The sequence below is a fragment of the Archangium violaceum genome, from assembly GCF_016887565.1.
Lineage (GTDB): Bacteria > Myxococcota > Myxococcia > Myxococcales > Myxococcaceae > Archangium > Archangium violaceum_B.
The window spans coordinates 5,644,645-5,665,096 of record NZ_CP069396.1 but is presented as its reverse complement, the minus strand read 5'-3'; the positions used below and the strand labels follow the sequence as shown (position 1 = coordinate 5,665,096).

Genomic DNA, 20,452 nt, shown 5'->3' with positions numbered 1-20,452 from the left:
GAATCTCGACGGTGCACGTTCACTGTCGATCTCTGGAACGGAGCGGTGACGGGCGGTCGCGTGGTCAACCTGTCACGCTCCCTCGCATGGTTCCCCTGACGGACACGTACCGCTCCGCGCCGCCACGACTCGAGCAGCTCCTCGAGGCCGTCACGGATGGCGTGCTCGTACTCGACGTCCAGGAGCGTCCCACCTACATCAACGTCAGCGCCGAACGCATCCTGGGCCGCTCCCGGCAGGAGCTCCTGGGCCACTGCTTGTGGAACGCGCTCCCGGACTTGGAGGAGACGGAGCTCGGCCGGGCATGCCAGAGCGCGCTCCGCCAGGGAGTGCCCTCCACGGTGGAGGAGCACATCGTCCCCCTGGGAGCCTGGCTGGAGGCACGGGTGTTCCCCTCCGAGGAAGGCCTGCTCGTCTTCCTGCGGGACGTGACGCCGCTCAAGCAGATGGAGACCGAGTACGCGCGCCTGCACGCGCTCGTGATGAGCGCCCCGGCGGTGGCCTTCGTCACCCGCGGGCCCCAGCACGTCTTCGAGCTGTCCAATCCGCGCCACCGGCAGCTCCATGGAGGGCGGGAGATGGCCGGCCAGCCCGCCCGCGACGCCCTGCCGGAGCTGGAGGGCCAGGGGCTGCTGGAGGTGCTGGACCGCGTCTATGTCACCGGTACGCCCTTCATCCTCGAGCAGGTGCCCCTGAGGGTGGAGGGCGCCAGGGGCCGGCAAGAGGAGCGCCTCTTCCACCTCACCTGCCAGCCGCTGCGCAACGCGGTGGGCCGGGTGGACGGCGTGGCCGCGTTCGCCTTCGAGGTGACGGACCTGGTGCGCGCGCGCTGGAGGGCGGAGCGGCTGGCGGAGGACCTGAGCCGCAGCGAGGCCCGCTTCCGCTCGCTGGTGGTGGCCACGTCCACCATCCTCTGGACGACGGACGCCTCGGGCGTCTTCCAGGAGGACTCACCCACCTGGTGCGGCTTCACCGGCCAGTCCTACGAGAAGTGGCGCAGCGGCACCGGGTGGCTGGACGCCATCCACCCCGAGGACAGGGCCCGGGCCTCGGCGGCGTGGAAGCGCGCCTTCTCCACCCGCGGCCTCTATGAGGTGGAGTACCGCCTGCGCCGTGAGGACGGCACGTACACTCCGGTGGTGTCGCGCGGCGTTCCAGTGATGGAGCTGGACGGCTCCGTGCGCGAGTGGGTGGGCACCATCACCGACATCACCGCGCAGCGGCGCGCGCGCCAGGCGTTGGAGCTCCTCTCCGAGGCCAGTGCCGCGCTCTCCTCCACCCTGGAGCTGCGCCAGGCCCTGGAGCGCCTCACCCGGAGCCTGGTGCCGCGCTTCGGCGAGTGGTGCGGCATCTACCTGCGCGAGGGCCAGGGCTCCCTCACACGGGTGGCCTTCACGGACGTGGACCCCGTCCGCGCCCTGCGGCTGCGCAAGGCGGGCCGGTCCCTGGAGGACGTGCCCCATGGGCCCCACGCGGTGCTGGAGAGCGGCCGGCCCGACCTCATCCCCGCCCTCACCGAGGAGGCGCTCGCCTCGGAGCCGGACGAGGCCCGGAGGGAGCTGCGGCGCGCCTTCATGGGCCTGAGGGGCCTCGGGGTGCCCCTGACCCTGGAGGGGCGCGCCTTCGGCGTGCTCGTCGTGGCGGCGGGCGAAGGGTACCGCCCCCATGACGCCGAAGATCTCCGGATGGCCGAGGAGCTGGCCCACCGGATCGCCATCACCGTGGAGCACGCGCGCCTCTTCGAGCTGGCCCGCGAGGAGCGCGATCGGGCCGAGGAGGCCAACCGCGCCAAGGACGACTTCCTGGCCACCGTCTCGCACGAGCTGCGCACCCCGCTCACGGCCATCCTCGGGTGGACCAGCATCCTGCGCGGCAGCGCGCTCCCGCCCGACAAGCAGGCGCGCGCCCTGGAGACGGTGGAGCGCAGTGCCCGGGCCCAGGCGCAGATCGTCGATGATCTGCTGGACATCTCGCGCATCGTCGCCGGGAGGATGCGCCTGGAGGCGCAGCCGGTGGAGCTGGGCTGCGTGGTGGAGGCGGCGCTGGACGCGGTGCGCCCCACGGCGGCGGCCCGGGACATCCAGCTCGAGTCCCATCTGGAGGCCGGCGTGGGCACCGTGCGGGGAGACGCTCATCGGCTGCAGCAGGTGGCCTGGAACCTCTTCACCAACGCCCTCAAGTTCACACCCGAGGGAGGCCGGGTGACGGCGCGGCTGCGGCGCGCGGGGATGCACGCGGAGCTGGAGGTGACCGACTCGGGCCAGGGCATCGCCCCCGAGTTCCTCCCCCACGTCTTCGAGCGCTTCCGCCAGGCGGACGGCAGTACCACCCGCCGCCATGGGGGCCTCGGCCTGGGGCTGGCCATCGTGCGCCACCTGGTGGAGCTGCACGGCGGCACCGTCCAGGTGCACAGTGAGGGCGCGGGCCGCGGCTCGCGCTTCACCGTGCGGTTGCCGCTGTCCGGCACGCACGCCACGGCGCTGCCCTCGAGCCTGCTGGTGCCCGAGCAGCACCTGCCCGAGCTGTCCGGCGTGCGCGTATTGGTGGTGGACGACGAGCTGGACACCCGCGAGCTGCTCCGGACGCTGCTGGAGGAGCGCAAGGCGGAGGTGACGGTCGCCACCTGCGTGGCCGAGGCCTTCGAGTCCCTGGTGCGCACCCCGCCGTCTCTGCTCGTCTCGGACATCGGCATGCCAGGCGAGGATGGCTACGCGCTCATCCGCCGGGTGCGTGCCCTCCCCCCGGAGCGCGGAGGTCAGGTGCCCGCTGCCGCCCTCACCGCCTTCACCCGGCTGGAGGACAGGACGCGCGCCCTGGCCGCCGGCTTCCAGGTGCACGTGCCCAAACCCGTCGATCCGACGGAGCTGGTGATGTCGCTGGCCAACCTCGTCAACCGCTTCGCGGGGCGTTGAGCGCGGCCTGATCGCGCACGGCTCGGCGGGATTCCAGACCTCACGGGATTCCGGCGGCTGAGAATCCAACCGGAATTCAGGACACCCTTGATTTTGTGTGTGGCCGATCGGCCGCCTCGGGGGTCCGGTGCGATTTTAAATTAATTAACGTTTGGGTATGCTCGCCCCCGCTGCGCTGGCCAGTTGGACCCCTCCAACTCCAGCGACGCGAGCATCCCCGGCCGCTGACGCTCCCCCCAGCAAGTGTCATCCGACCGGGACTCTCCCTTGATGCAGTCCGGTGGAGTTCCCCATATGTCCATGCTGTGGCCACGCTGGCCCCTGCTTCTCGCCGCGCTCCTGACGGCGGGCCCCTCCCTCGCGGGTGAAAAACTCACCCCGCTCTCCCAGTCCTCGCTGCTGCAGTTGCGAGCCCGGGAGCCGTCACGCGTGGCGGAATCCCTCGCGCTCCTCAAGGCCGAGCGCCGCGACCTCGGACTGAAGCCCGAGGATGACTTCAAGCTGGCGGGCGCCCATACGGATCGCTTCGGTCAGACCCATGCCCACTTCCAGCAGCTCCACCAGGGCGTGCCGGTGTGGGGTGCCATGGCCATCACGCACATGAGCCAGGCTGGCTTCAGCCTGCCGGTGACGAAGCAGGGCCTGCGCGCGGGCATCCGCGTGGGCATGCGGCCGACGGTGGACGCGGCGAGCGCCATCTCCCTGGCCACCCTGGAGCTGGCCTCGCGCGGCCTCCTGGGCACCGAGCCCAAGGCCGAGCTCGTCATCTATCCCCAGACGCGGCGGGTGAAGCTGGCGGACAAGCCCTACGCGGAGCTGAACGCGGCGGACTTCTCCGAGGAGGTGACGGGCTACCGGCTCGCCTGGCACGTGCACACCGAGCTGGACAACCCCCAGGACGGCATCGTCCACACGGACTTCCTGCTCGACGCGCGCACCGGCACGGTGCTCAAGCGGTGGAACTCGCTGCAGACGGCCGCGGCCGTCGGCAAGGGCCTCTCGCAGTACAGCGGCGAGGTGCAGCTCGATACCTGGCAGCTGCCCGACGGCACCTACGAGCTGCGCGATACGACGCGCAGCTCCGGCGAGGGCAACCGCACCTATGACGTGAATCACGCCCGGGTGGACCTCGGCCTGCCCGCCACGCTTTACCCCTACATCGACGCCGACAACGCCTGGGGCGACGGGAACAACTACGAGGATGGCGGGCCCACGCGCAACGCCAACGGCCAGACGGCCGCCGTGGACGCGCACTTCGGCCTGCAGGTGACGTGGGACTACTTCAAGAAGATCCACGGCCGCAACGGCATCGATGACCGCGGCACCCCCACCTACAACCGGGTGCACGTCGCCAACCTCTACGACAACGCCTTCTGGAGCGGTGGCTGCTTCTGCATGAGCTACGGCGACGGCTCCTACCCGGAGCCCGGCGGCGCCAAGTCCCTGAACTCGCTGGACGTGGCCGCCCACGAGCTGAGCCACGGCGTCATGTCCCAGACGGCCCAGCTCATCTACGCCGGCGAGTCCGGCGGTCTGAACGAGGCCAACTCCGACATCTTCGGCACCATGACGGAGTTCTGGGTGCGCAATGGTCGGGGCAACACCATCGGCGACACCGGCGCCAACTGGACCATGGGCGAGGATCTCTCCGATTCGCCCATGCGCTACATGTACAAGCCGAGCAAGGACGGCGTGAGCGTGGATGCCTGGTATCCCGGCCTCGCCAGCATCGACGTCCACTTCAGCAGCGGGCCGATGAACCGGGCCTTCTACTTCCTGTCCCAGGGCGCCAAGAAGAAGACGGACACGCCCGACGACTACGCCAGCGACTTCCTGCCTGCCGGCATGACGGGCATCGGCAACGACAAGGCCGCGGCCATCTGGTACCGGGCCATCACCGTCTACCTGTACCCGTCGGCCAACTACAACATGGCCCGCACGGCCAGCCTCGAGGCGGCGGCGGATCTCTTCGGCTCCCAGTCCAACGAGTACCGCGCGGTGCAGAACGCCTTCGCCGCCATCAACGTGGGCTACACCGGCGGCACCTATGACGACCGGACGCCTCCGTCGGCCATCGCGAGCGTCTCGGGCAACGCCCCCCTCCTCCAGCTGAACGCGACGGCCACGGACAACGTGGGCGTGAAGCGGGTGGAGTTCTACGTCGATGGCATCCTGCTGGGCACGGACACCTCGCTGCCCTTCAGCATCCCGCTCGATGTCTCCACGCTCGACAACGGGCAGCGCGAGCTCTACGTGGTGGCCCACGACTCGGCGGGCAACTACACCCAGTCGGAGACCTTCACCTTCACGGTGGCCAACCGCTTCTCCCAGCTCCTCCAGAACCCCGGCTTCGAGAGCGACAGCCAGGGTTGGGAGGAGGGTCCCCCCGGCAACATCAACTACCCCGTCGACATCGCGCGCACCGGCTACGGCCTGTCCTGGCTCAACGGCTATGGCGAAGCGCACATGGACAACCTGCACCAGGACGTCACCATCCCGGCGGACGCCGCGCGCACCTCGCTGACCTTCTGGATGAAGCTGGAGACCGAGGAGCCGGGCACCGCGGCCAGGGACACGCTCGTGCTGCAGGTGCGTGACACCTCGGGCGAGGTGCTGGAGACGCTCGCCACCTGGTCCAACCTGGACGCCACGCTCGGGTACGTGCAGCGCAGCTTCGACCTCAGCGCGTACGCGGGCCAGACCATCCGCGTGTACCTGGAGGGCAACGAGGACGCGCAGAACGCCACCAGCTTCTACGTCGACGACTTCTCCCTGCGCGTCATCGACTCGCGCGACGCCGCGCCCCCGTCCGTGGTGGCCCATGTCACCACCTCCGACAGCCTGGTGGAGCTCTCCGCGGACGTCTCGGACAACGGCCACGTCGATGCCGTCGAGTTCATCCTGGACGGGCAGTCCCTGGGACAGTCGGCCGGGTCGTTCTCCAAGCTCGTGAAGCTCTCCACGCTGGCCAACGGCCTTCACACCCTCGTGGCCCGGGCCACGGACGCGGCCGGCAACACGACGGACTCGTCCACGGTGCGCTTCGCCCTCGACACCACCCGCAGCCAGCTCGTCCGCAACCCGAGCTTCGAGAACTACACCACCCCGATCTGGTCCCTTGCCACGAACCGGACCGGGTCGATCGGCTTCTACAGCGGCTTCTCGCACGAGGGCCTGATCTACATCCTCTTCCGGGGTGACCGGGGACCGGGCAAGTCGAGCCTGCGCCAGACCGTCACCATCCCGGCCAACGCCACGTCGGCCATCTACAGCTTCTGGCTGTCGGCCCTCAGCAGCGCGTTCTCCGACGGCAAGGCGCACGACACGTTCAAGGTCAAGGTGCGCGACTCCGCCGGCACGGATCTGAAGACGCTCGCGACGTACTCGAACCTGGATTCCAGCGACGACTACGTCCCGCACCGCTTCGACCTGAGCGCCTACAAGGGACAGACGATCCAGCTCTACTTCGAGTCCGAGTTCGTCGCCGCGCAGCTCCCGGGCGGCTACTCGCTCTTCTTCCTCGATGACGTCGAGCTCCACGTCTCGTCCGCCACGGACGTGCAGCCCCCGGCGCTCACCGCCTCGGTGGATGGCTCGTACGGGACGATCCTGCTCAACGCCACCGTGAGCGACAACGTCTGGACGTCGAAGCTCGAGTTCCTCGTGGACGGCAACCCCGCGGCCGAGCGCGTCGATCCGGCGGCCGGCACCTACCAGCTTCCGTTCGATGCGACCAGCCTGTCCAATGGCCCTCACACGCTGGTGGTCAAGGCGAAGGACTCGGTGGGCAACGAGTCCCAGGAGGAGGTGGCCTTCACCATCGCCAACACCAGGACGGACGACACGAACGCGCCGACCGTCAACGCCGTCAGCGTGGATGCCCGGTTCGAGCTCTTCAAGTTCCAGGTCGACGCCAGCGATGACACGGGCATCGCCCACGTGGAGTACTACGTGGACGGAGCCCCCGTGGGCCGGGGCTACGCTCCGTCCTACGAGTTCGTCTACAAGGCCGCCCTGTTGGCCGAGGGCCAGCACACGGTGAAGGCGCTGGCGTACGACGCCTATGGCCACTCCGGCGAGGGGACGACCACGTTCGAGTTCACGCAGCCCTACCTGACCGTCTCTCCCGCCCGGGTGGTGGTGGCGGTGGGCGGCACGGCCAGCTTCTCCGTGAGCGTGGAGAATGCGTTCGACACGTCGGTGAGCTGGGCCGTGAAGGAGGGAAACACCTGCGGCGCCATCACCGCCGCCGGTGCGTACTCGGCCGCCACGAACCCTGGCGTCTGCCACATCGGCGCCACCAGCAACGCGCACAAGGCCACGAGCGCCACGGCCACCGTCATCGTCTACACCGGCGACCTCAATGGCGACGGCATCGTGGACGGTGAGGACATGGGTCTGATGGCCCAGGCGTACGGCAATGATTCGAGCCAGCCGGCCTTCGACACGACCGCGGACCTCGATGCCGACAGCTCCGTGAGCGACAACGACGTCACCCTCTTCGTCAGCCAGTTCGGACGGTAAGCCATGAAAACGTTGATCAAACTCATTGTTCCGCTCCTGCTCGGAACGCTCGTCGCCTGCGGCGACCCGGACGCGGGCCCGGTGACCGTCTCGCCGAAGACCGCCTCGGTACTGGCGGGTGACAGCACCTCGCTCTCCGCCACCGTCCAGGAGGCCAAGGAGCCGCGCGTCATCTGGTCCGTGGAGGGGGGTGACGGCAACGGCACCATCACCAGCTCGGGCGTCTACACCGCGCCCACCACGGCGGGCACGTACACCGTCGTGGCCACCAACGCGGTGGACACCTCGAAGAAGGACACGGCCACCATCACGGTCCTCGAGGCCGTGGTCGTCGCCATCGAGCCCACGGCCGCGACCGTCCCCACCGCGGGCAGCGCCACCTTCACCGCCCGGGTGACGGGGGCCGATGACACCGCGGTCACCTGGTCCCTCGTGGAGGGCGCGGCCGGTGGCTCCATCACCGAGCAGGGCGTGTACACGGCGCCCACCACGCCGGGCACCTACACCCTCGTCGCCACCAGCGTGGCCGACCCGCGTCGCAAGGGCACCCTCCGGGTGAACGTGGTGCCGGTGACGATCGCGCTCACGCCTGGAACGGACACGGTGGATCAGGGCGCGGTGGTGGAGTTCTCCGCGAGCGTGACGGGCACCCCCACCACGGCGGTGACCTGGTCCGTGGAAGGCGGCGCCAACAACGGCTCCATCACCAGCTCCGGCATCTACACGGCTCCCAACACCGCGGGCACGTACACCATCCTCGCCACCAGCGTGGCCGATCCCACGAAGAAGGGCAGCGCCACCCTGACGGTGCGTCCCATCGCCGTGAGCCTCACCCCGGCCCAGCCGAGCACCCACTCCACGGGCAGCCTGACGTTCTCCGCCTCGGTGACGGGCACCAAGGGCAGCACGGCGGTGACCTGGTCCGTCGAGGGCGGTGCCAACAACGGCTCCATCGACGGCTCGGGCGTGTACACGGCGCCCTCCCGCGGTGGCACGTACACCGTCGTCGCCACCAGCGTGGCCGATCCCTCGAAGAAGGCCACCGCCCAGGTGACGGTAGTGGCGGTGAACGTGACGGCCACCCCGGACACGGCGACGCTCGACCAGGGCGCCACCGCGACCTTCACCTCGGAGGTCACCGGCACCACGGGCAGCACGGCGGTGACCTGGTCCGTGGAGGGTGGTGCCAGCAACGGCACCATCACCAACACGGGCGTCTACACGGCTCCCAACCGCAAGGGCACCTACACCGTCGTCGCCACCAGCGTGACGGACACGACCAAGCGGGACACCATCGCCGTCACCGTCCGCGACGTGGAGATCTCCCTCACGCCCACGTCCAAGACGCTCTCCGCCCGGGAGTCGACCTCCTTCACGGCCACCGTGAAGGGCACCACGCGCACGGGAGTGACCTGGTCCGTGGGTGGCGGTTCCAGCCGCGGAACGATTTCCAACGACGGTCTCTACACCGCGCCCTCCGCCGCCGCTGGCCGGTTCACGGTGGTGGCCACCAGCGTGGCCGACCCGACGAAGACGGCCTCCGCCACCGTCACCGTGCCGGCCGCCACGGGCATCTCCTACGAGGACCCGCAGGGCACCGGCTGGAGGTTGGTCAAGAACGCCGCGCTGTCCACGGACGACCGTCTCGTGCTGGACCTGCTGGCGCCCGCGGGGACGGCGGGCCGGGGCGTGGATCTGACGCTCTCGGCGGACCAGCCCCGCGCCAGCTGGGCGAAGCTGGCCTCCGGGGACTCCGAGTACGCGCTCAACCACGCCTTCGATCTGGGCAGCGGCCCCCAGCTCTTCAGGAGCAACGCCAAGGACAGCACCCTGCTCGTGGGCGCGTTCCAGAAGGGCACGGCCGCTCCGGCGGTGTCCTTCACCGGGCCCGTGCTCTCGGTGGCGCTGGACCTGAAGACGGGCCCCACGCTGCCCTCGGGCCCGGTCGAGCTCCGGGTCACCAAGGCCCATGCGCTGCCCGGGAGTGGCACCCTGGGCCCCATCGACGTGGCCGTGGGCGCCCTCACCGCCCAGTGAGCTGAACCCTCGCGGTTCGCCGGACGAACGGTGGCCCCATTTCAGTGGGGCCACCGTTTTTTATTTGCAACGAAGTTGAGAGAACTTTCTCTCGAAACTTCGGAAAAAACGGAGGTCACGCTGGAGTGACGAAGCGCGGAAAAGCTACACTCCGCGCGAATCCGGAGGGCGCATGAATACCCAGAGAAACATGTTCACCCCCGTCGTCCAGCACTCCCAGGAGTCCGGCACCAACCTCGCGCTGCGGCGTTTCCTGGAGGAGCACCCAGCGCTCGAGACGGTGCAGGACTTCATCAACCACTGTCACGTCCGCGGTGGTGAGGCCCTCTTCCACGGCAAGTGCCGGGAGCTCGGGTTGGATCCGAACGAGCTCTACACCAGCCGCACGGCCGAGCTCTCCGAGTGGCTCTGGGCCGCGTCGGAGCCCGCCGCCGAGCAGGCGCTGCTCGCCGTCGGCTGAGCGCTCCGGCCTACCCCACCCTGGCGAGGGCCAACCGGCCCTCCCAGCGTTCCTCGAGCGCCTTCACCAGTCCCTGATGTTCGGGGGCCTGCAGCAGGGGATCTCTCGCCAGGATGCTCCGAGCCTCCTGCTGCGCCAGCGACAGCAGATCCCCGTCCCGCGCGAGGTTCGCCACCGCCAGCTCTGGCATGCCGCTCTGCCGGGTGCCGAGGAACTCGCCCGGTCCGCGGATCTCCAGGTCCTTCTCCGCGATGACGAAGCCATCGGTGCTGTGCTCCATCACGCCGAGCCGCTCGGAGGACACCATGGACGAGCGCGCCAGGTTGGCCACGAGGTAGCAGTAGCTGACCGCCGCGCCGCGGCCCACGCGTCCGCGCAGCTGGTGCAGCTGTGACAGGCCGAAGCGCTCCGCGGACTCGATCACCATCACCGACGCGTTCGGCACGTCCACTCCCACCTCCACCACGGTGGTGCAGACGAGCAGCTGGATGGTGCCGGACCGGAAGGCGTCCATCACCAGGTCCTTCTCCTCGGGCTTCATGCGCCCGTGGAGCAGGCCCACCTCCACGCCGGGGAACACCTGCCGCAGCTTGTCGGCGCCGCGAGTGGCGTCCTCCAGGTCCAGCTTCTCCGACTCCTCCACCAGCGGATACACCACGTAGGCCTGGTGGCCCTTCTGGACCTCGGAGGCCACGGCCTCGTACACGCGCGCCCGCTGCTTGTCGTTGAAGACGCGCGTCTTCACCGGCGTGCGCCCTGGCGGCAGCTCGTCGATGATGGACACGTCCAGGTCCCCGTACAGCGTCATCGCCAGCGTGCGCGGAATGGGCGTCGCCGTCATCACCAGCACGTCCGGGTGCACGCCCTTGCTCATGAGCGTGTGCCGCTGCAGCACGCCGAAGCGGTGCTGCTCGTCGATGACCACGAAGCCCAGCTTCTGGAAGCCCATGTCCTCCTGGACGAGCGCGTGCGTGCCCACCGCCAGGTGGATCTCCCCGCGCGCCACCGCGTCGCGGATCTCCCGCTTGCGCTTCGCCGTCCCCGCCGCGCTCACCAGCCCCACCTTGTAGCCCAGCGGCTCCAGCAGCTTGCGGAACGTCCGCTCGTGCTGCTCGGCGAGGATCTCCGTGGGCGCCATCACCGCCACCTGGTAGCCGTCCTGCAGCGCCAGCAGCGACGCCACCACCGCCACCGCCGTCTTCCCCGAGCCCACGTCGCCCTGCACCAGCCGGTTCATCGGCTCGGGGCGGCCCATGTCCTGGGCGACCTCGCCAATCACCTTCTTCTGCGCCCCCGTGAGCTGGAACGGCAGCGCCCCGCGCGCCTTCTCCAGCCTCGGCTCCGAGATGTCGAAGGTGATGCCCTTCTCCTGCTTCACCCCCTGCCGCTTCAGCCCCACGCCCAGTTGCAGGAAGAACAGCTCGTCGAAGGCCAGCCTCCGGTGCGCCGGGCTCAGGTGCCGGTCCAGCATCTCCGGATCCGCGTCCTCCGACGGGAAGTGGATGGCCCGCAGCGCCTCGGGCAGCGTCATCAGGCCCAGCTTCTTGCGCAGGCCCTCCGGCAGCGGCTCCTCCACGTGGTTCGAGTAGGACTCGCTCACCACCGAGGCCAGCTCCCGGAACATCCGCTGGTCTCCGCGCTCGAAGCCCGGGTACACCGGGACGATCCGGTTGAAGTGCACCGAGGACCCCTCGAGGTCCTCCGCCGGTTCTATCTCCGGGTGCGCCATCTCGCGCCCCGACAGCGAGGCCCGCACCTCTCCGGACAGCACCAGCCGCTTGCCCACCGGGAAGCGCTGCTTGAGCCACGGGCCCGCGTTGAAGTACGTCGCGGCGATGCTCCCCGAGCGGTCCGCCACCACGGCCCGGAAGTAGCGCTTGCCCGTGCGGCTCGGCACGAAGTCCGCCAGCTTCACCTCGCCCACCGTCACGCCCCGCTCTCCGGGCATCAGCTCCGCGATGCTCAGCAGCTTGCGCCGATCCTCGTAGCAGCGCGGCAGCAGGAAGAGGATGTCCCCCACCCGCTTGAGCCCCTTCTTGTTCAGCGCCGCCAGCAGTCGCGGGCCCAGCCTCTTGCCCATCGTCTTCAGCGGAATCGCCAGGGGCCCCGAGCGTGGCGCGATCGACAGCAGCTTCGCCTCCGCCCGAGACTCCTCCTGGCCCTTGGCCACCCGCTTCTTGCGCTTGTCCGAGGGTTTTTCCGCCGGCTCGGGCTTCTTTGGCTCCGCGGCCGGAGGGGTGGGTCTCGCGAGGGTTCGCGCGGGGGACGCGGATTTGCTCCCGGGGGGCGGAGGGACGGGGGCCGTCGATTTCCACTCGGGGACCACCTCGGGACGACCCTCACCCCGTCCCTCTCCCGGGGGGAGAGGGGTGATGGGGGTGGGGGCGTTGGCCACCTGGACCAGCTCGTCCGGAAGTGGGACTCCGCTCAGCTTCAGGCCCGCGACCACCCTCCGCAGCGCCGCCTTGCGCCTGTCCAGCGCCGGATGGTCCACGTGCGGCAACGCCGCTCTCAGGTGCTTCAGCGCCTCCGCGTCCACCCCCGAGGCTCCCGCCAGCGTGCGCTCCAACAGACCGCGCAGGTCCTTCACCGTCGACAGATGGGCGAAGTCACTCCGGCAGGCATATTTCAGGGGGCCGACGAGGCTGGCGAGCGGGTGGTTCACAGGCGGATCCGAACGTCTCATCCTAAGGCGAGGACTGCACTCCGCCACCAGAACGACACAGGGGAGCGAGCTGGTGCCCGCTCCCCCGGCTGTTCGCCCTCAAGGCGGCGCGTCAGCTCTCGGCGGACTCGTCCTGGGGATCGTCGAAGCGGATCTCCTGGACCTCGTACTCGCGCACGCCGCCCGGGCTCTGCACCGTGGCGACGTCGCCCACCTTCTTGCCGATCAGCGCCCGCGCCACCGGCGAGGTGACGGCGATCCACCGCTTCTTCAGGTCCGCCTCCAGCTCGCCCACCAGGCGGTAGGAGACCGTCTTGTCCGTCTCCACGTCCAACAGGTCCACCGTCGCGCCGAAGACGACCTTGTCCCCGCCCAGCTTGCTGGGGTCGATGACCTCGGCCCGGGCAATCCAGTCGTTCAGGTCCAGGATGCGGCCCTCGATGTGCGACTGCTTCTCCTTGGCCGCGTGGTACTCGGCGTTCTCGCGCAGGTCCCCGTGCGCGCGCGCCACCTCAATCTCCTTGGAGATCTTCCCGCGCTCGACGGTCTGAAGGTGCTTCAGCTCCGCCTTCAGCTTCCGCAGACCCGAGGGGGTCATCGGAATGTTCCCGCTCCCACTCATTGATACGACTCCTTCCCACGCCAATAGGTGAACGCCGGGTCCCACCACCCTCCTTCACGATGGCGGCGACCGGGCCGAAAGGGAAACTGTAAGAGGAGTTTGACAGGCTGGTCAACGAAACCCGCCCATCGCACAAGCGACGATGCGGCACTCGCCCTACCGGCCGGCCGGACTTCTGGCATGCTGCCGGACCGTGCTGTCCATCCAAGAACTCCGCGCGCTCGGCGCGTCACTGTCCATCGGGGCCTTCCGCCGTCAGCTGGGCCCCTTCGTCTTCATTCAACGCCCGCCCGGCCTGCCGTCCGACGCCGTGCTGGAGCCCACGCGCGTGGCCTCGTCCGAGGCCATCGAGCGAGGCATGCTCACGCTGCTCTTCGAGTTCGAGAACCTGCTCATCACCACCCTCCCCCCGCTCGACCGGGAGGAGGAGCTGAGCGTGGGCCGGCTGCCGGACTGCGATCTGTTCATCGACGACGGGTCGGTGTCCAAGCGCCACGCGGTGCTCAGGTGGAACGAGGCCCAGGGCCGCTGCACGGTGCGCGACCTGGGCTCCACCAACGGCACCTTCCTCAACGGGCAGAACCTCTCCACGCGCGAGGCGACGCTGAAGGACGGCGACATCCTCAGCTTCGGAAATGTTCAGTTCTGGTACCTGCTGACGGACACGCTGCACACCCGGCTGGGCGCCGGGAAGCCGTCGCCGCGCTGAGGCTCGGCGCTACTGCTGCTGCGGCCAGCCCGCCGAGGGGCTCTTGCGCGCGGCGGAGAAGGCGGCGTGGAGCGCGTCCACCTCGCCGCCCACCTCGCCGGCGTACTGGACGGCGTGGATGTTGTAGAGGTCCTGAACGGCCTCGAGCCGGCGGAACACGTCCTTGAGGCCCACCCGGTCCCTGGACTGGAGGGCGCACTGGGCCTCGCGGTCGCGGAACTGCTGCAACCAGGAGGTGCGGAAGCGCATCCACTCCTGGTCCACCTTGCGAGCGGGCGAGGTGCGCACCAGCACCTCGCGCTCGGACTCGAGCTGCTTCCAGAGCGAGTCCGCCGCGTCGAGGCACTCCCGGTAGGAGAGCACCTGGTCGGCCGGGGGCTTCTTCTCCGGCGTCATGGCCGCCACCGAGCGCGTCACGCTGATGATGATCGCCAGGCAGAAGACGCTCACCACGGCGATGTAGAGGCCGTAGGCGGCGACTCGGAAGGGGCGGAAACGGGGGTCTTTCCGGGGATCGGGGGCGGACACGGGGTCCCGTCTTACGACCGCGAGCCCCTCGTGGCAACGCCCGGGTGAACCGGCCCGAGGGGTGGAGACGTCATTTCTCGACTTTCCGATAACCCCACCCCTCACCGCTCGGGCCCTACGAGTCGTCCTATGCTCGAGGGTTGACCCTCCACATGCCTCTCACGTCCCGACGCCCATTGCCCCAGGTCCGCACCTTCAAGGAGCTCGAGACCCGGGCCGCACTACTGCGCGACGATGTCGATCATCTTCGCCTTGAAGTCCTTGTCGCGCATCACTTTCTTGACGAGCGGGCCCGTCAGGCGATTGCTCATGAGGCGGATGCTCACCGCGCGAAAGACTCGCTGCGCCTCGTTGGCCGGAGTGAAGAGCTGTCTCGCTTTCAGCGAGTCGCGCTGCATGTCCTCGATGAACGGGCGCAGCTTCTCCTCCCACCGGGTCAGCGCGCGTTCCATGTCGTCTGGATGCTTCTCCAGCATGTCACCCAGGAGCTCCCCCCCGGCCAGACCGGTCGACACGCCCATCCCTGAATACAGGGTCAAGCACCACGCGGAATCGCCCACCAGCACGACCCGCCCCTTGTGCCAGCTCGGCATGCGGACATGGTTGGTCGAGTCGAACAGATATTCGTCCGCGGTCTCGAACTCATTGAGCAGATGGCTCAGCACCGACCCCGCCTTTTCCGGTCCGTACGCCTTGCGCAGCGACTCGATGGGACGGCCGCGGAACTGCGCGGCCACGTCATCGACGCGGTAGGAGAAGAGCAAGGTGGGGTTGTGATTCGCGAAGGGAAAGACCCATGCCGACCTTCCCGCCTCGGCCAGGACCAGTCCTTCGTGCGTGGCGTAGCCCTGCACGGGGTTGCGCAGGACGCAGGCGGCGATCATGTAGTTCAGCGGGTGCAGGAAGTTCTCGTGCGGACCAAAGACGAGCTGACGGACGGTCGAGCGCATGCCATCAGCGCCCACCACGAGGTCGAAGCGCTCGGTCGTGCTCGTGCCGCTCTTCGTGTGGGTCAGCGTGACGTCGGCCCCCTGCGCGCCCTGCTCTATCCGGGTGGGAACCGTCGCGAAGCGGACCTCCACGTCCTTCGGCAACGCGGAGAACAAGGAGTTTTCCACGTCGCCGCGCAGCAGCGGGAGTGGCGCGCCGGGCGCGTCCACGAAGGACATGCCCCGGGTCCGATGATTGGCCCGGTCGACCTCGTAGGTCGTCATCAGCGGGGAATTGCGATCGACCAGGGTGTCCAGCACCCCGAGCCGCCTGGCGGACGCCTGGCCGGTACCGAACAGGCCGATGAAGTAGCCGCCCTTGCGGCGCTCGGGTGCCCGCTCGATGAGCACGGGCTCCCAGCCGAGCTTGTGAAGCCGGATGGCCGTGGCGATGCCGCTGATGCCGAGTCCAACCACCAGAACACGGCGACGAGGTGTCGTTGAGTCCGTCATGATGTCCAGACGGTAAAGAGCGACGGTGCCCGTCACCAGAGCGTGGATTGTGCGGGAAATCGGCTTGGATTGGGGCAGGGTCCGCGGGCCCTTCCGCCTCCAGGGCGGCGGCGCTGCTCGCACTCAGGCCGTGGGCCGCGCCCTACCTCGCTCACCGCCACCAGCAACGTGGCGAGGTGGTCCCTCACCGCCTCGTACAGCACCGTCCCCTCCGGCCGCCTCCGCCGGTACTCCCACCCGCGCTCCTCCACCTTCCCCTCCCCAGCCACACCTCTCGCCAGGGCACACGTTACCGTTATGCTCCCACGAACCTCCCTGGAGCACCGTGCGCCCCTGGTTGTGAGGTGTGGAGGCCGGCGGCGGGGCTTGGCGTACGTGAAGGGAGCAGGAGGGGTGAGCGGTTCGCTCCGCTCGAGGACGCCCCCGTGAACATCCGGCTCGACGTGGCCTACGGCTCGGAACTGGGCTTCTACCTGAACGTGAGCGAGGCGTTCTGATGGAGCTTCCCCCTCCGATGGGGTTTCTGGAGGGCGGCGTTGCTCCGAGGTGAAGTCAACGAAATCGGATTCGGACCCCGCGTGGCCCCACCTCAGGGAGTGCCCCGGCTCCCGTTCTCCTCCCAGGACAGCGCGAGCTCGGTCAGCCACGAGGAGGCGGGCGCCGCATCCGTCGCGCCCACGCGCAGGTACGTCTCGCGCAGGGGAACGGCCGGGGCTCGCTCCCGGGCATGGAGGTGGGCGAAGAGGCGCGCCCAGGAGGGGCCCACCGAGTCGGGCGGTCCGGTATGAACGAGCGTGGCCGCCTGCACCTCTGGCAGCTCCTCCACGTGGACGCCCTCCGGGCGTGCCCCGGGCGCCAGGGGCACGCACCACGAGATGTCCGCGTCGTCCTCGCGGTACTCCGCCTCGTGGAAGAGGCAGAAGGGAGCACCGGCCACGTGGGGGCCGCACGCGGCCAGCAGCCGTGGGAAGACCACCGCCGCGTCCGAGTAGCGCCCCCGGGCGCGGTGCACGGCGACGCGGACCGATGGCAGCCACCGCTCCACGAGCGGCGGGGGCGCGCGCAGGTAGGCCTCCGCCCGGGCCTGGTGCCGCAGCAGCGTGTCCAGGGCCATCACCGCCCGCTGCGCGCTGGCCGCTTCCTCGGCGAGCCGGGCGCGCACCCGCCCCAGTTGCTCGGCGAGCGAGGCGCCCTGGTCCAGCTCCGCGAGCACCCCGCGAATCTCCTCCAGCGAGAGCCGCAGGTCGCGCAGCGCGCGCAGGGTGTGGGCCTGGGCGATGTCGTGCTCGGTGTAGTAGCGGTAGCCGGAGGAGGGGTCCACGCGCGAGGGCTGGAGCAGACCCTTCTCCTGGTAGAGGCGCAGCGCCTTCACGCTCACGCCGGTGATGCGCGACACCTCTCCGATGGCGTACAGCAATCCACTCACCGCTCCACCTCCACGAGGAAGGCGCGCAGCGTGGCCGCGAAGGCCTCGGGCTGCTCCTCGAAGGGGAAGTGCCCGCTGCCCGCCAGTTCCACCAGCCGCGCGTGGGGCAGGGCTTGTACCACGCGAGCGGTGGCGGAACGCGGCTGAAGGTCCTCGGCTCCGTGGATGACGAGGGTGGGCGCGCGCACCCGGCGCAGCCAGTCGCTCCAGTCGTGGTGGCGTCCCAGGCTCAGGTAGAGCCCCAGGGAGAGAAAGCCTCCGGGAGCGCCGGAGCCGGGCGGCCGTGCTCCGGGACGCTCCCGCCGCATGGCCTGGGCGTAGAGAGGTCCAAAGCCCGCGAAGTGCTCGGCGAGACGGGCCTCGTCGTCCTTCAGGCGCGCGGGGAGGTCGAAGGTGTGCTCCATCCACACCTCCAGCGCGCGCTGTCCTTCCGCGTCCAGTCGGGCCCGCACCTGCGTGAAGAGGTCGCCGTCGCCAGCGGGCATCGTCACCAGCGGCGCGGGCGCCACCAGCACGAGGGCCTCCACCCGCTCTGGCCACTCCGCCGCGTAGAGCGCGGCCACCAGGGCTCCGAAGGAGTGCCCCACCAGCGTGAGGCGCTCACGTCCGAGCAGACGTCGGATGCGCTCGAGGTCCGCCAGTTGAGCGGCAAGTCCCAGTCGTGCCTCCACCTCCCGCATGGCCTGCCACGTTCCGCCCGTTGGAGCGTGGGTGAGCGGCCGCGAGGAGGCACCACAGCCGCGTTGGTCGTAGAAGTGCCAGCGCAGGGTGTCGCCGGTGAGGACGGCCGCGCGCCACGGCGCTGCTGGAGGCAGGCCCGGGCCGCCGTGCACGACGACGACATCCCTTCCTTCGCCCACGGCCATTTGGTGAAGCCGCACGCCCGGCGCCACCTGCCATTCCGAAGCGTCGGCCCGCTGTCCGGGGGGCACCTCCAGTGTCTCGCCGCGCGCGGCCAGCGTCTGCTCCACGGTGCCCGGCTGGAAGAGCGCGCGCCCCATCCACCACCACGCTCCCACCGCCACGCCCACCAGCAAGACGAGTGCTCCAAGCGCTACCGCCATGAGGTTCCTCTGCGACCTGTATCTGGGTGACATGCGTGGAGGGTGGCGGTCTGCCCCTGGGGGAGAGTCAAGCGTGTGCCGCGCAGCCCACCCGGGGCTTCCCCGCGCTGAAGACCTGCCCCATGGCGCCGCCGGCGCATAGGCGGAATAGAGGCCGTGTGGAGGGTGAGGGCTGGAGCGGAGGGGCCGAGGAGGGCCGCTGGCAGGGGCCGCCCGAGCAGTGAGCCCCCGCGTCGCGCCCGGCCTGCTCGTCGAAGTGGTCGCGCCACACCGGCTCCCGGCGGGTCACCCAGACGGTGTCGGTCACCGGCGCCAGCTCCCCCAGGAACTGGACGGCGGACTACGACGCCGACAGGCCGGCCTGGCCGGCGCCAATCACCACCGCGTCGTACACGTGCACACCGGGACCAACGCCGTGACGGACCGATCCATGCCCGGACCGGCCGTCGCGGACGTCACCGGGTGAGCTCGGCCTCCTCGTCGAGCCGGCCCATCTTGTGCGGGTTGCGCATCGCGTAGATCCGGGTGATCCGGCCGTCCTCGACCACCACGCTGACCGCGGTGTCGAACTTGCCGGCGGCGTCGACCCGGAGCGCGGGCGCCCCGTTGATCCACACGGTCGCGATCGACGCACCGGGCGCGAGCGTGGGGAACCGGGACAGGAAGGTGGCCACGGTGTCGGCGCCGAGGATCGGGCGCCGGGCCGCCCTCGCGAGACCGCCGCCGTCCGCGACCAGCACCACGTCGGGGGCGAGCACCTGGAGCAGCCCCTGCAGGTCGCCGGAGTTGACCGCGGCGAGGAACCGCTCCAGGACGGCCTGCTGCTGCGTCCGGTCGACCTGCATCCGGGGCCGGCGTGCGGCCACGTGCTCCCGCGCCCGGTGGGCGATCTGCCGGACCGCGGCCGGCGTCTTGTCGAGCGCCGACGCGATCTCGTCGTACGGCATGTCGAAGACCTCACGCAGGACGAACACGGCGCGCTCGGCCGGCGTGAGGGTCTCCAGCACGGTCAGCATCGCGATCGAGACGCTCTCCGCGAGCCCGACGTCCTCGGCCACGTCGGGACTGGTGAGCAGCGGCTCGGGCAGCCACTCGCCGACGTACTCCTCCTTGCGGCGGGCCAGCGTCCGCAGCCGGTTGAGGGCCTGCCGGGTGACGATCCTCACCAGGTAGGCGCGCGGGTCGCGCACCTCTGCCCGACCCGCGTCACCGATGTCCGCCCACCGCAGCCAGGTCTCCTGCACGACGTCCTCGGCGTCGACCGCGGAGCCGAGCATCTCGTAGGCGACCGTGAAGAGCAGGCTGCGGTGGGTGACGAAGGGGTCCTCTTCGGTCATGGTGTTTCGTGGGGTGTTCATGACGCGGACGCTACCCCCGGCCGTGCGCTCGGCTGCGCCAGCGGCTTCAGTCCGCAGGACGCGGCGAAGCCCTCCGACTCGATGCCCAGCGCGGTGTTGGAGCGGGTCGTCAGGTTGGCGAACCCGATCACGGTGGTCAGCTCGATGACCGCTGCGGCACCAAGCTGCTTCAGCAGGCTCGCGACCATCTCGTCGGTCACCGTGGGGGGCGTCTGGCTCATCGCCTCGGCGTACTCCAGCACCTCCCGCTCCAGCGGGGTGAATACGTCCGACTCCCGCCACCGCGGGATCTCCCGCGCCTTCTCCACGTCCAACCCGTGGTTGTGGGCCATGAAGTAGTTGAAGTCGAGGCACCACGAGCAGCCCACCAGCGACGCCACCGCCATGTGCGCGTACGACTTCAGGCTCTCGTCGCACTGGTCCCACTTCTGGAGCTTCTGCCCGAAGCCCATGCTGGCCTTGAGCACTGGCAGGTGGTGCCACATCACGCCGAGCGACTCGGGGACCTGACCGAACATCCTGCCAGCGAACTTCTTCACCATCGCGCCGTAAAGCCCGGTGAGCTCCTTCGGGGGAATCCTGGTCGTGGTCATGTCTCCTCCTGGTGTGTCCGTGTGAGATTGCGTCGACATGGAGACACCGGACGCCCGGCGCGTGTGACATCCGCGCCGGATATCCTCGTCAGCCGTGGCTGACGCTGAGTTC

The 20,452-nt window shown here is 69.7% G+C and carries 13 protein-coding genes; 5 read left to right on the top strand and 8 right to left on the bottom strand.

The window, feature by feature from the left end; translation table 11 throughout:
* Positions 1 to 86 precede the first annotated feature (86 nt).
* The 4 genes from JRI60_RS23215 (at position 87) to JRI60_RS23200 (ending at position 9,933) form a co-directional block, all read left to right on the top strand.
* On the top strand, positions 87 to 2,912 hold the full coding sequence (locus tag JRI60_RS23215; protein ID WP_204228047.1) for a hybrid sensor histidine kinase/response regulator: 2,826 nt from the start codon (positions 87 to 89) through the stop codon (positions 2,910 to 2,912).
* Positions 2,913 to 3,206: 294 nt separating this feature from the next.
* Positions 3,207 to 7,436, top strand: a complete 4,230-nt coding sequence (locus tag JRI60_RS23210) for a M4 family metallopeptidase (protein ID WP_204228041.1) — start codon at positions 3,207 to 3,209, stop codon at positions 7,434 to 7,436.
* A 3-nt stretch (positions 7,437 to 7,439) separates the two neighbouring features.
* Positions 7,440 to 9,473, top strand: coding sequence for an immunoglobulin domain-containing protein (locus JRI60_RS23205; RefSeq protein ID WP_204228039.1), 2,034 nt, complete (start codon positions 7,440 to 7,442; stop codon positions 9,471 to 9,473).
* A 172-nt stretch (positions 9,474 to 9,645) separates the two neighbouring features.
* Positions 9,646 to 9,933 (top strand): hypothetical protein, encoded by a 288-nt coding sequence (locus tag JRI60_RS23200; RefSeq protein ID WP_204228037.1) that lies wholly within the window; start codon positions 9,646 to 9,648, stop codon positions 9,931 to 9,933.
* 10 nt (positions 9,934 to 9,943) lie between these two features.
* Here the strand turns inward: JRI60_RS23200 and recG are convergent, their stop codons facing one another.
* Both recG and greA read right to left on the bottom strand, forming a co-directional pair.
* Positions 9,944 to 12,619 carry an ATP-dependent DNA helicase RecG gene (recG, locus tag JRI60_RS23195; protein ID WP_204228035.1) on the bottom strand — a complete coding sequence of 892 codons (2,676 nt, stop codon included), beginning with the start codon at positions 12,617 to 12,619 and terminating at the stop codon, positions 9,944 to 9,946.
* A 91-nt stretch (positions 12,620 to 12,710) separates the two neighbouring features.
* Positions 12,711 to 13,220, bottom strand: coding sequence for a transcription elongation factor GreA (gene greA / locus JRI60_RS23190; protein WP_204228033.1), 510 nt, complete (start codon positions 13,218 to 13,220; stop codon positions 12,711 to 12,713).
* A 193-nt stretch (positions 13,221 to 13,413) separates the two neighbouring features.
* Here greA and JRI60_RS23185 point away from each other — a divergent pair, with 193 nt between their 5' ends.
* Positions 13,414 to 13,929, top strand: coding sequence for an FHA domain-containing protein (locus JRI60_RS23185; RefSeq protein WP_204228031.1), 516 nt, complete (start codon positions 13,414 to 13,416; stop codon positions 13,927 to 13,929).
* 9 nt (positions 13,930 to 13,938) lie between these two features.
* Here the strand turns inward: JRI60_RS23185 and JRI60_RS23180 are convergent, their stop codons facing one another.
* From JRI60_RS23180 to JRI60_RS23155, 6 genes are all read right to left on the bottom strand, one after another.
* A complete protein-coding gene (locus JRI60_RS23180) occupies positions 13,939 to 14,457 on the bottom strand; it encodes a hypothetical protein (RefSeq protein ID WP_204228029.1) in 519 nt (172 codons plus the stop codon).
* Between the two features lie 221 nt (positions 14,458 to 14,678).
* A complete protein-coding gene (locus JRI60_RS23175) occupies positions 14,679 to 15,935 on the bottom strand; it encodes an FAD-dependent monooxygenase (protein ID WP_204228026.1) in 1,257 nt (418 codons plus the stop codon).
* 553 nt (positions 15,936 to 16,488) lie between these two features.
* A complete protein-coding gene (locus tag JRI60_RS54575) occupies positions 16,489 to 17,325 on the bottom strand; it encodes a MerR family transcriptional regulator (protein ID WP_204228024.1) in 837 nt (278 codons plus the stop codon).
* Positions 17,322 to 18,389 (bottom strand): alpha/beta fold hydrolase, encoded by a 1,068-nt coding sequence (locus JRI60_RS23165; protein WP_204228023.1) that lies wholly within the window; start codon positions 18,387 to 18,389, stop codon positions 17,322 to 17,324. The genes JRI60_RS54575 and JRI60_RS23165 overlap by 4 nt, the downstream gene beginning before the upstream one ends.
* Positions 18,390 to 18,844: 455 nt before the next feature.
* Complete coding sequence (locus JRI60_RS23160; protein WP_204228022.1) at positions 18,845 to 19,747, bottom strand: RNA polymerase sigma-70 factor; 903 nt, start codon at positions 19,745 to 19,747, stop codon at positions 18,845 to 18,847.
* A complete protein-coding gene (locus JRI60_RS23155) occupies positions 19,744 to 20,340 on the bottom strand; it encodes a carboxymuconolactone decarboxylase family protein (RefSeq protein ID WP_204228021.1) in 597 nt (198 codons plus the stop codon). The genes JRI60_RS23160 and JRI60_RS23155 overlap by 4 nt, the downstream gene beginning before the upstream one ends.
* Positions 20,341 to 20,452: the final 112 nt, after the last annotated feature.